The sequence below is a fragment of the Candidatus Rickettsia tasmaniensis genome (assembly GCF_036857515.1).
GTDB classification, from domain to species: Bacteria; Pseudomonadota; Alphaproteobacteria; order Rickettsiales; family Rickettsiaceae; genus Rickettsia; species Rickettsia rickettsii.
Genome location: NZ_JAQCNX010000015.1, coordinates 35,219 through 46,675, shown reverse-complemented (window position 1 = coordinate 46,675; position 11,457 = coordinate 35,219). Strand labels below are relative to the sequence as shown.

The following is an 11,457-nucleotide window of genomic DNA, read 5'->3' as shown; positions in this document are numbered from 1 at the left end:
AGAGCTATGCGGGAATAACAACTCCTCAGCCCTTACACCTCTTCAGATTGCTCTAATCCCTCTTCCTCTAACTCACTATCTCGAATGGCCAAAGTTTCGCATAGGCTCGTAGAGGATATCGATAAAGAGACTGTCAGCTTTAACCCTAATTACGATGGTTCTGAAGAAGAGCCTTCTGTACTTCCTGCAATGTTTCCCAATTTATTGGTGAACGGTAGCGGAGGCATTGCGGTCGGTATGGCAACTAATATCCCGCCTCATAATCTTGGTGAGGTTATCGATGCGTGCTGTTTATATATAGATAATAACGATATAGGAATATTAGATTTACTTGAAGTCGTTAAAGGACCGGATTTTCCTACAGGTTCAATGATTTTAGGCATTAGCGGTATTAGATCGGCATATCTTACTGGTAGAGGTAGTATCATTATGCGAGGTCGAGCCGAGATTGAGAATATCGGTAATAGCCGTCAAGCAATTATTATTACCGAAATACCGTATATGGTAAATAAGGCAAGGCTCGTTGAGAAAATCGCTGAAATGGTTAAGGAAAAGCGTATAGAAGGTATAAGTGATTTACGTGATGAATCGAATAAAAACGGTGTAAGGATTTTTATTGAGTTAAAGAAAGACATAGTTGCTGAAGTAGTCTTAAATCAAATATACGTATGTACGCAGCTACAAACTAGCTTCGGTGTTATTATGCTTGCTCTTAAAGACGGGCTACCGAAAGTGATGAATTTGAAAGAAGTAATTGCAGCTTTCGTTAGTTTTAGGGAAGTAGTAATTACTAACCGTACTATATATTTACTCAATAAAGCAAGAGATAGAGCTCATATTTTACTAGGACTAACTATTGCCGTTAGTAATATCGATGAAATAATACGTATTATTAAAGCTTCAAATAACCCGAATGCAGCTAAACAAGAATTAATGGTTCGTCAGTGGGAAGCATTAAATATCCTACCTCTTGTAAAGTTGGTTGATGATAAAGCAATGTTAAACGAGCAGGGTAAATGTAACTTTACCGAAGTGCAAGCTAAGGCAATCTTAGAAATGAGATTGCAACGCCTGACCGCTATGGAGAAAAACAAGCTTGAAGAGGATTTAAAGAACCTCACTACGGAAATCACCGAATATCTTCATATACTCGGCTCTCGTACAAGGTTACTTGAAATTTTAAAGGAAGAGCTCATTAAAGTTAAAGAAGAATTTGCGACTCCTCGTCTTACTTCAATTGAGTCCGGCGAATTTGATCAAGATATAGAAGATTTAATTCAGCGTGAAGAAATGGTTGTAACCGTAACGCTTGGCGGGTATATCAAGCGTGTACCTCTAAGTAGCTATCGTGCGCAAAAACGTGGCGGTAAAGGAAGATCAGGGCTTTCAATGCGTGATGAAGATATTACCACGCAAGTTTTTGTTGGTAGTACCCATACTCCTATGTTGTTCTTCTCAAATATCGGTCAGGTTTATAGTTTAAAACTGTATAAACTGCCTTTAAGTAATCCGCAGGGTAAGGGTAGACCGATGGTTAATATATTACCGTTGAAAGCAAATGAGCATATTACGAATATTGTGCCGCTACCTGAAAATCAGGATGAGAGGGATAATTTAAACATTATGTTCGCAACTGCCAAGGGTAATATCAGAAGAAGCGATTTATTAGATTTCAAAAAGCTTCAGTCGAACGGTAAAATTGCTATTAGGCTTGATGAGGACGATAAATTAATAGACGTAAAACCATGTAAAGAAGACGAGCATATTTTACTTGCTACCAAAGCCGGTAAAGCTTTAAGATTCCCTGTTGAATCGCTGCGTGTTATTAAGAGCCGTACTTCCGATGGGGTACGAGGTATGAAGCTTGCCAAAGAGGATTCCGTAATTTCTATGACTGTGCTTAAAGGTATTAGTAGTACAAAAGAGGATAGAGATGCTTATTTATCCGTGCCGTGGGAGCAGAGATTAGAGATTGCTAAAGGTGAGGCGTTTAATCCTGAAGAACTTGGCGTAAGCTTAACCGCCCCGGCTATTTTAGAAATGGCAAATTCCGAAGAATTCATTTTAACCGTAACTGAGAACGGTTTTGGTAAGAGAAGCTCAGCTTATGGCTATAGAATTACTGACCGTGGCGGCAGCGGTATAATCAATATGGATATTAACGACAAAACTGGTTTAGTCGTCGGTGTTATGCCGGTTAAAATGGATGATGAGTTAATGCTGATTACCAATAGCGGTAAGTTAATTCGCTGTAAACTTGAGTCAGTACGTATTACGGGACGTAACACTAGCGGCGTAATCCTATTTAAGCTAGATGATGGTGAAAAAGTCGTGTCTGTCTCTTTAATTGCTGAAACTTCTGAAAGTGAAGAAGATAGTGAGTTAGAGGAAGAGGGATTAGAGCAATCTGAAGAGGTGTAAGGGCTGAGGAGTTGTTATTCCCGCATAGCTCTTAAAAAGTTCTCGATGTCATTCTTGCGAAAGCATTTTGCGTAGATACCTAAGTCGTCATTGCGAGGAGGTATTGTTGCATGGACCGGTGAAACCCACTGTGTCACCCCGTGGTCAAGCCACAGGATGACAGAGGTGAAATTGCTTCACGCAACAATGCCTTGCGAGCAGCCATAGGCTACGTGGCAATCTCATGAAATAATAAAACTCCTGAGATTGCGGACGTACAAATTACTTTGTAATTTTCCTCGCAATGACGTTAATTTATTAATTGATCTGCTTTTAGTTAACAATACCCCCAAAGAACTTCTAGAAAAGTATTGCAACACTAATTTTTCTCTCTATAATAACTGTATATTGAATTTATGAATATGCAAATATTAACTTTCCAGTCTTTTTTTACTACTACAATCGGTCTAAGCCGGTAACAATATCTCTATATCTTTCTTTTAATTATATCCATATATTTAAATTAACTAATTATTATTAGGTAAGTTTTGTGTTGCGTAAAATGCCACTTATTTTAATGGCTATTATCATAGCTATCATATTGTTAAACCCACTAATGAGTTTAGAAGTACAAAGGTTATTGTATTCAATAAGTCTATCTATTAAATCTATAATTGGATTATTTCTGCCTTTAATTATTTTTGGCTTACTTTTTAAATCTGTTGTAATGCTAGCCAAAGATGCAACACGTATAGTTTTCTTAATATTATTACTAGTATGTGGGTCTAATTTTTGTTCTACCTTCATAAGTCATTATGTAGGTATATACATATATCAATTCGATTTATCAATAATCTCTCCTATAGAAAATGATAGCTTAAAGCCTTTATGGTTGCTTAATTTTCCTAATATTATTTCTAATGATAAAATCGTATTTAGTAGTATTATCTTAGGCTTTATTTCCTCAAAATTGTATGCTGAAGTTGCAATTGGATTGGCTTGTAAGCTAGAAGCATTTGTTGCAAAAATATTGCGATTGTTTATCTATATAATTCCCTTATTTATAATGGGCTTTATCGTAAAACTGCAGTTTGATGAAGTATTAGATATAATTATTAAAGATTATATGTTCATTTTTGTGACGATCGCATTTGCTCAGTTTGGTTATATCTTTCTTGCTTATTTTATTTTTACTTTTTATTTTGTATTGGCACTATTTTCAGTAGCGGCTATACCAGGTGGCGGAATTATTGTAATGCCCCCTATACTTGAACAATATCTAGGTTTTAATACTAATATGATGTCTCTGATTACAGCTCTTTATATCTTATTTGATCCTGTGATCACTTGTGCTAATGTTTTAGGAAATGGTGCTTTTGTTAAACTGATAGATAATATATATAGTGTAACTCAGAAAGCTTAATTTAAGCAAATTTGCATGGAGCAAGTCATGTTCCACCGTGAGCGTTAATAAATATTTTAGCAATAGAGACAAGGTTTCTCAAAATACTCTAGGTTCTTGCGTGCAGAAAATTAAATTATTTGTATTTTTAGATATTTTTGAGCAAAAATTAATAAGAACGCAAGAGCCTAATATCTCTTTTTCGTTTAAAGTAATTGTTGAATTATCTATATTTGATAAATTAGATATTTGTGTTCCTTGAATTATTATTTTTTACGAAGAATTAGTGAATTTTTTAACCAAATCTCAAATATTAGATAATTGATTTAAAAGAGAAAAAGCATATAATCGTTGTGTGGAAAGTGATATTTTGGTAATAAATTATGCTGTGGTTATTAATTGCGATTGGTTTAACCGTTGCGGTTCTTATTATAGGGGTAGTGCTGATGGCTATCGGAGGAAAGTTTGATAAGAAATTTAGTTCAAAGTTAATGACTTTAAGAGTTTTTTTTCAGGCAGTTGCTATATTTTTATTGATTATAATGTATTTTTATAAAGTTAATTTATAAATGTCTGAAAATAACTCAAAAGCTACTTAATCGATTTCTCTAATTTCTTCACGTAATTCTTCCCATTTGTCTAAAATTTCTTCTAATGTAACTTCTTCGACTTTTTTCTCTCCATCTTCAAAGTCCTGTAAATCTCTAATCAGTTTCTCTAGCTTTAATAATGAAATTTTTTTTTCATTATACTGATCGCTACAATGTTCTTCGAGTTGTTCGGCAATTTCTTCAATATCACCCCAATGCATTATTATTCCTCCTTAATTTTATGCAAGCCTTATTTATTAACATGTTATCTGATAGTTACTATTATTTTTTACTAAATATTATTAATTCGACAAATTATTGCAAATAGGTGAGTTTATTATGCAACTATTGCCGGAATTAGGCAGGTTTGCTTTCTTTACATTTTGGTGATTTTATGGTATATTAAAATAAAATATTAAGATTTAATTATGTCAATATTACCGATAGTAACGGCACCTGATGAAAGATTAAAGCAGAAATCTCAGCCGGTTTTAGAGTTTACCGATCAAACACGAAAATTTATGGATGATATGCTTAACACTATGTACCATGAAGACGGTGCAGGGCTTGCAGCAGTACAAGTAGGGGTATTGAAACGTATTTTAGTAATTGATATAAAAGATCATGATTCGGTAGCAAAACCAAAAGATTTTTATCCGCTTTTTATAGTGAATCCTGAAATAATAGAAAAATCAGAAGAGCTAGTTACGGCTAACGAAGGTTGTATCTCATTACCGGAGCAACGTATTGAGGTGGCAAGACCGGAATCTATAAAGATTAGGTATTTAGACTATCATGGTAAATCGCAAGAGCTTAAAGCAAATGATTGGCTTGCAAGAGTTATCCAGCATGAGTATGATCATTTAGAAGGTAAGCTTATGATTGATTATTTAAGTAATTTAAAACGAGATGTAGTACTTCGTAAGCTTAAGAAACTCAAAAATAATATAGTGTGAAAGTAATCTTTATGGGAACGCCTGAATTCGCTGTTCCCGCTCTTAAAAAACTTATAACTCATCACAAAGTTAAAGCTGTTTTTACACAGCAACCTAAAGCTAAGGGCAGAGGACTTAACTTAGCTAAATCTCCAATACATCAATTAGCATTTGAGCATCAAATGCCTGTTTATACTCCTTCTACTCTTCGTAATGATGAAATAATAAAGCTAATTAATAAAGTTAATGCTGATATTATAGTTGTTATTGCATATGGTTTTATTGTGCCGAAAGCTATATTAGAAGCTAAGAAATACGGCTGTCTTAATATCCATCCATCCGATTTGCCTCGTCACAGAGGAGCGGCTCCTCTGCAGAGTACTATTATAGAGGGTGACCGGAAAAGTAGTGTATGTATTATGCGTATGGATACAGGGCTTGATACAGGTGATATACTGATGAAAGAAGATTTTGATTTAGAAGAAAGAACAACATTGGAAGAACTGCATAACAAATGTGCAAATCTCGGAGCGGAGTTATTAATTAAAACACTTGCAAATATCGATAATATAGTACCAATAAAACAGTCAAGTGACGGCGTTACGTATGCTCATAAATTAACTAAAGAAGAAGGAAAAATTAATTGGCATGAATCCGCATATAAAATAGATTGTAAAATAAGGGGCATGAATCCTTGGCCCGGAGCATATTTTAGTTATAATGATAAAATAATTAAAATCCTTGAAGCAGAATATTTAAATGCGGATCATCACTTTACTTCCGGTACCGTTATTAGCGATAAGCTGGAAATAGCTTGTGGAAGCGGTATATTACGAGTGAAAAAACTTCAGCAAGAGAGTAAAAAAGCTTTGAATATAGAAGAATTTTTACGTGGTACAAATATTTTAAAAGATACAGTATTAAAATAAGAGTCTTAATTATGGGTAAAGATAAAAAAGAAGTTAGGTTTAATGATAATTGAGACGTTAAGGAGTTTACCTCAAAGCTTGAAAAGAATAGTGATATTTATTCTGTAAAAAGGAAAGTAATTAATATAGTAGATGATGAAGTAGAGGATCAAACTAAGCTACTTATGGAAACTCAATTTCTTGTGAAAAAAACTCCACATGGTAAAACATCTCAATATGAAATTAGCGGCTTTATTAACAAAGCCGGCGAACATATAAACGATCCAAAGCAAATAAAAGAAATTTCAAAATTATACGCTCATGCCGTATTTGCTGATTTACAGAAAAATATTTTAGGTAAATTTGATAAGAACGGTAATTTAAGTATAACTAAAGATTTTACAATTGATGAAAATTCAGTCTTTAGAAAAGACGGTAAATTATTGTTGGTTAAAACTCAAAGCGGTTTGATAAATAGAGAAGGAAAAATAACAGCAGTAAATCATGTTTTACAAAAAGGCAGATTTTTGTTTGAAGATTTAGGCGGTAAGGTAGATACAAAATTAGGGACCGCAAATCTAAACAAAAAGCCGACAAAGCCTACTTTAAAAAGAGCTTAAAATAACTTTAAGCCCTCTCATAAGAAATAAAATTAAAATTATTTGAAATTAGTGTTTGACAAGCTTTAAAAATATAGATATAAAATCATCACACAAAGTTTGAAACGTAAAACTTTGTAGCTGTTTAAAAAGTTGATAAAGCTAAAAACTAAATACACCGCGATAATAAAAATTTATATCGTGAGTAGATGCTGAAAATAATTGTGAAATTAATTCTGTATGCATCGTGTAATCTCAAGTTAAAAGCGTAAGTGAATATAATAAGAGCATTTGGTGGATGCCTTGGCACTAGAAGGCGATGAAGGACGTAATACGCTGCGATAAGCTTCGGGGAGTTGCGAATAAACTTTGATCCGAAGATTTCCGAATAGGGAAACCCACCTAATTTATTAGGTATTGTATAGTGAATACATAGCTATATGAGGCAAACCCAGCGAACTGAAATATCTAAGTAGCTGGAGGAAAGGACATCAACCGAGACTCCGTTAGTAGTGACGAGCGAACGCGGACCAGGCCAGTGGCTTCAAAAAAATAACTAAAACAGCATGGAAAGGTTGACCATAGAGGGTGATAGTCCCGTATAGGTAAAAAGTTTGAGGTCCTTGAGTAAGGCGGGACACGTGAAATCCTGTTTGAACATAGGGGGACCACCCTCTAAGCCTAAGTACTCTCTAGTGACCGATAGTGGACAAGTACCGTGAGGGAAAGGTGAAAAGTACCCCGACAAGGGGAGTGAAATAGTATCTGAAACCAAATGCTTACAAGCAGTCGGGGCAAGCGTATTTAATATGTCTTGTGACGGCGTACCTTTTGTATAATGGGTCAGCGACTTAGTTTATCTAGCAAGCTTAAGCCGTTAGGTGTAGGCGTAGCGAAAGCGAGTCTGAATAGGGCGTTTAGTTAGATGAATTAGACCCGAAACCGGGTGATCTAGCCATGGCCAGGTTGAAAGCGGAGTAAAATCCACTGAAGGACCGAACCCACTACTGTTGAAAAAGTAGGGGATGAGCTGTGGTTAGGGGTGAAAGGCCAATCAAACTCGGATATAGCTGGTTCTCCGCGAAATCTATTTAGGTAGAGCGTTATAGCGATTACCATCGAAGGTAGAGCACTGAATGAGCTAGGGGGTCCCACAGACTTACCAAACTCAATCAAACTCCGAATGTCGATGAGTACAGCATAGCAGACAGACTATGGGTGCTAAGGTCCATAGTCGAGAGGGAAAAAGCCCAGACCGCCATCTAAGGTCCCTAAATCATGACTAAGTGTTAAAGGATGTGAGAAGACCAAAACAACTAGGATGTTGGCTTAGAAGCAGCCATCATTTAAAGAAAGCGTAATAGCTCACTAGTCTAAATAAGTTTTCTTGCGCCAACAATGTAACGGGGCTCAAGTCATGTACCGAAGATGCGGGTTTATGCATTTGGCATAAATGGTAGCGGAGCGTTCCGTAAGCCTGCGAAGGTGAACCGTAAGGTTTGCTGGAGGTATCGGAAGTGAGAATGCTGACATAAGTAGCGATAAAGAATGTGAGAAACATTCTCGCCGAAAGTCCAAGGGTTCTTGCGTAAAGTTAATCTGCGCAAGGTTAGTCGGCCCCTAAGATGAGGCTGAAAGGCGTAATCGATGGGAATCAGGTTAATATTCCTGAACCTGAAGGATGTGACGAAAATAGTAAATTGTACAGTCTTATTGGATTGATTGTGCGGTGAATATTTTCCAGGAAATAACACCTTCATTATAGTCCGTACCCGAAACCGACACAGGTGGACAGGTAGAGTATACCAAGGCGCTTGAGAGAACGATGCTGAAGGAACTAGGCAAATTGCATCTGTAACTTCGGAAGAAAGATGACCTGTATATGGGCAACCATGTGCAGGTGGCACAAACTAGGGGGTAGCGACTGTTTATTAAAAACATAGGGCTCTGCAAAGTCAATAGACGACGTATAGGGTCTGACGCCTGCCCAGTGCTGGAAGATTAAAAGGAGGGGTGCAAGCTCTGAATTGAAGTCCCAGTGAACGGCGGCCGTAACTATGACGGTCCTAAGGTAGCGAAATTCCTTGTCGGGTAAGTTCCGACCCGCACGAATGGCGTAACGATTTCCCCACTGTCTCCAGTATCGACTCAGCGAAATTGAATTCTCCGTGAAGATGCGGAGTTCCCGCGGTCAGACGGAAAGACCCCGTGAACCTTTACTATAGCTTTGCACTGGTGTTAGGAATCAGATGTGCAGGATAGGTGGGAGACTACGAAGCGAAGGCGTCAGCCTTTGTAGAGTCACCCTTGAGATACCACCCTTTTGGTTCTTGACATCTAACCGAGATCCTTGAATCAGGATCCGAGACAATGCATGGTGGGTAGTTTGACTGGGGCGGTCGCCTCCCAAAGAGTAACGGAGGCGCGCGATGGTTAGCTCAGGTTGGTCGGAAATCAACTTTTAGAGTGCAATGGCATAAGCTAGCCTGACTGCAAGTCTGACAAGACGAGCAGAGACGAAAGTCGGTCATAGTGATCCGGTGGTCCCGAGTGGAAGGGCCATCGCTCAACGAATAAAAGGTACTCCGGGGATAACAGGCTGATGATTTCCAAGCGTCCATAGCGACGAAATCGTTTGGCACCTCGATGTCGGCTCATCACATCCTGGGGCTGGAGAAGGTCCCAAGGGTTCGGCTGTTCGCCGATTAAAGTGGTACGTGAGCTGGGTTTAGAACGTCGTGAGACAGTTCGGTCCCTATCTGCCGTGGGTGTAGGAAGTTTGAGAGGATCTGCCTTTAGTACGAGAGGACCGAGGTGGACGTACCCCTGGTGGACCAGTTGTCGTGCCAACGGCACAGCTGGGTAGCTAAGTACGGAAGGGATAACTGCTGAATGCATCTAAGCAGGAAACCCACCTCAAAACTAGACTTCCCCATTAGAGCCGTGGAAGACCACCACGTTGATAGGTCGGGTGTGGAAGCACAGTAATGTGTGTAGCTAACCGATACTAATAGCTCGATTGATTTACTTTGCTGTGAGATTACATATGCATATAGTGTTAATGCTATAAGAGTGTAGTATCTACTCACAAAGTTATCAGGTTAAATAGCTTTTATCAACTAATAAAAATGTTATTGCATAACTAATATTATACTGTAGCCTTGCCACGATATCCAGCGCAAATTATTTTGCTGAGTATCGTAGTAAAAGTTAAGATATGATGTTAAGAATTTTTTTGAGTCGTGCAGCAACATTAACAGCAAACTATAATACAAATCTATCTTTTTAAAAGTTTGTATTGCTAGCTTGGTGGTTATAGCATGAGTGAAACACACGATCCCATCCCGAACTCGAACGTGAAACCTCATAGCGCTAATGGTACTATGTCATAAGGCATGGGAGAGTAAGTCGCTGCCAAGCTTGCAATGCAAATTTTTAATTATCTTTCTTTCTCTTTATGAGATATTTTATATTCATAATTTTTACCTTTCTCTATATTAGTAATGCTTACGCATTAAGGAATGAACATCAATTTATTTCCATAGAATCGCTAAAATCTAATATAGAAATTAAAAAGCTATTTAAAGAAAAAAATACTGGTCAATTTATTTTAGAATTACTAAACGGCACAGTAATTAATGAAGGTGGAATTTTAACTCAAGAAGGTTATATTCTACAAGATACTCAAACAAGCTTAGGTGATCAACATCGTTTATTAAAAAAATGAGATATTAATACTGAAAATCCTTTATATTTTAATGGAAAATTAGCAGTAATTTCATCTCTGATTCTGAAAATTGGTATCATTGGCTGCTACAAATTTTGCATAGATTAATTATATTAAAAGAATCAGCTCTTGAATATGATCGTATCTATATTAATAATTTAAAATATTCATGGCAAATTAAGTCATTAGAAATAGTATTAAATTATTTAAATATACCGGAAGATAAGCTTTTTGTAGTAAATAGTGACTGTATAATTCAAGCTACTAGACTAATTGTTCCATCTGTACCGTTTATTCCGGTAAAAGGTACGCCTTTGCCTTTATGGTTCAAAAAAGATTTAAGAAATATTTTTATTAAAGATAATAGTAAAGCATACGATAAAATATATATTTCTCGTAAATACGCTTCTACCCGAAAAATAGTTAATGAAGAGGAATTAATAGAAAAAATTGAGAGATTCAGTTTTAAAGTAATATATCTAGAGCTATCCTCCCCGTATGAACAGGTCCAGCTTTTTAATAAAGCAAAAATAATAGTTGGATCGCATGGATCAGGTTTGCTAACTTTATTTTTGCGGCTCCAGAATGCAAAGTAGTAGAGATTGATCACGGTACAACTCCCTCTAGAAGTTTTTATAAAAGAATGGCAAATTATATGTCATGCGATTATTATCCTTTTTATGTAGATCAGACAACAGAAGAGCATTTAGAAGACGATATAAAGATCAATATTGATGAATTTATTAAGTTTCTTAGAGGTCATCTGTAAATAAATTTTAATTAGTAATTAAAGAGCTTTTTTAGCGAAAATTGATAAGATTTTTGAAAGAATATAGTAAATCACCTTAAATTAGATGAGATTTATAAGAAATATTTTATTTTTTTAAGAATATGGC

Annotated in this window: 11 protein-coding genes, 2 rRNA genes and 1 pseudogene; 12 read left to right on the top strand and 2 right to left on the bottom strand. The window is 36.3% G+C overall.

Features of this window, described 5'->3' with window-relative positions:
- Positions 1 to 78: 78 nt before the first annotated feature.
- Positions 79 to 2,421, top strand: a pseudogene (gene gyrA, locus O6R16_RS04155) (DNA topoisomerase (ATP-hydrolyzing) subunit A); the annotation flags it as partial.
- Positions 2,422 to 2,937: 516 nt separating this feature from the next.
- On the opposite strand, the gene O6R16_RS04150 reads toward gyrA, so the two are convergent.
- Positions 2,938 to 3,207, bottom strand: a complete 270-nt coding sequence (locus O6R16_RS04150; protein ID WP_499680134.1) for a hypothetical protein — start codon at positions 3,205 to 3,207, stop codon at positions 2,938 to 2,940.
- Between the two features lie 319 nt (positions 3,208 to 3,526).
- On the opposite strand from O6R16_RS04150, the gene O6R16_RS04145 reads away from it, so the two are divergent.
- The 3 genes from O6R16_RS04145 (at position 3,527) to O6R16_RS04135 (ending at position 4,371) form a co-directional block, all read left to right on the top strand.
- Positions 3,527 to 3,823, top strand: a complete 297-nt coding sequence (locus O6R16_RS04145) for a cation:dicarboxylate symporter family transporter (RefSeq protein WP_499680138.1) — start codon at positions 3,527 to 3,529, stop codon at positions 3,821 to 3,823.
- Positions 3,824 to 3,923: 100 nt separating this feature from the next.
- Entirely contained in the window at positions 3,924 to 4,064 is a 141-nt protein-coding gene (locus O6R16_RS04140) for a peptide deformylase (protein WP_499680137.1), read from the top strand.
- A gap of 121 nt (positions 4,065 to 4,185) precedes the next feature.
- Positions 4,186 to 4,371: a twin transmembrane helix small protein gene (locus O6R16_RS04135; RefSeq protein ID WP_499680133.1), complete on the top strand. Its 186-nt coding sequence runs from the start codon at positions 4,186 to 4,188 to the stop codon at positions 4,369 to 4,371.
- 26 nt (positions 4,372 to 4,397) lie between these two features.
- Here O6R16_RS04135 and iscX read toward each other — a convergent pair whose 3' ends face one another.
- Positions 4,398 to 4,613, bottom strand: a complete 216-nt coding sequence (iscX, locus tag O6R16_RS04130; protein WP_499680132.1) for a Fe-S cluster assembly protein IscX — start codon at positions 4,611 to 4,613, stop codon at positions 4,398 to 4,400.
- A 207-nt stretch (positions 4,614 to 4,820) separates the two neighbouring features.
- Here iscX and def point away from each other — a divergent pair, with 207 nt between their 5' ends.
- The 8 genes from def to O6R16_RS04090 all read left to right on the top strand — a co-directional run bounded on the left by def (position 4,821) and on the right by O6R16_RS04090 (position 11,330).
- Complete coding sequence (def, locus tag O6R16_RS04125) at positions 4,821 to 5,348, top strand: peptide deformylase (RefSeq protein WP_499680131.1); 528 nt, start codon at positions 4,821 to 4,823, stop codon at positions 5,346 to 5,348.
- Positions 5,345 to 6,256, top strand: a complete 912-nt coding sequence (fmt, locus tag O6R16_RS04120) for a methionyl-tRNA formyltransferase (protein ID WP_499680130.1) — start codon at positions 5,345 to 5,347, stop codon at positions 6,254 to 6,256. Before def ends, fmt begins: the two co-directional genes overlap by 4 nt.
- 182 nt (positions 6,257 to 6,438) lie before the next feature.
- Positions 6,439 to 6,855, top strand: coding sequence for a hypothetical protein (locus O6R16_RS04115; protein WP_499680136.1), 417 nt, complete (start codon positions 6,439 to 6,441; stop codon positions 6,853 to 6,855).
- Between the two features lie 250 nt (positions 6,856 to 7,105).
- Positions 7,106 to 9,865: ribosomal RNA gene (locus O6R16_RS04110) — 23S ribosomal RNA — on the top strand.
- A 274-nt stretch (positions 9,866 to 10,139) separates the two neighbouring features.
- Positions 10,140 to 10,254, top strand: a 5S ribosomal RNA gene (gene rrf / locus O6R16_RS04105).
- Positions 10,255 to 10,291: 37 nt separating this feature from the next.
- On the top strand, positions 10,292 to 10,561 hold the full coding sequence (locus O6R16_RS04100; protein ID WP_499680129.1) for a hypothetical protein: 270 nt from the start codon (positions 10,292 to 10,294) through the stop codon (positions 10,559 to 10,561).
- 95 nt (positions 10,562 to 10,656) lie between these two features.
- Positions 10,657 to 11,157 carry a glycosyltransferase family 61 protein gene (locus O6R16_RS04095; protein ID WP_499680128.1) on the top strand — a complete coding sequence of 167 codons (501 nt, stop codon included), beginning with the start codon at positions 10,657 to 10,659 and terminating at the stop codon, positions 11,155 to 11,157.
- A gap of 47 nt (positions 11,158 to 11,204) precedes the next feature.
- Complete coding sequence (locus O6R16_RS04090; protein ID WP_499680127.1) at positions 11,205 to 11,330, top strand: hypothetical protein; 126 nt, start codon at positions 11,205 to 11,207, stop codon at positions 11,328 to 11,330.
- Positions 11,331 to 11,457 lie beyond the last annotated feature (127 nt).

Bases quoted from the DNA above. Each gene is read 5' to 3' on its own strand.
- O6R16_RS04090 (WP_499680127.1), top strand. From the start codon at position 11,205: ATGGCAAATTATATGTCATGCGATTATTATCCTTTTTATGTAGATCAG.
- iscX (WP_499680132.1), bottom strand. From the start codon at position 4,613: ATGCATTGGGGTGATATTGAAGAAATTGCCGAACAACTCGAAGAACAT.
- O6R16_RS04150 (WP_499680134.1), bottom strand. From the start codon at position 3,207: ATGAAGGTAGAACAAAAATTAGACCCACATACTAGTAATAATATTAAG.
- O6R16_RS04145 (WP_499680138.1), top strand. From the start codon at position 3,527: ATGTTCATTTTTGTGACGATCGCATTTGCTCAGTTTGGTTATATCTTT.
- O6R16_RS04100 (WP_499680129.1), top strand. From the start codon at position 10,292: ATGAGATATTTTATATTCATAATTTTTACCTTTCTCTATATTAGTAAT.
- O6R16_RS04135 (WP_499680133.1), top strand. From the start codon at position 4,186: ATGCTGTGGTTATTAATTGCGATTGGTTTAACCGTTGCGGTTCTTATT.
- def (WP_499680131.1), top strand. From the start codon at position 4,821: ATGTCAATATTACCGATAGTAACGGCACCTGATGAAAGATTAAAGCAG.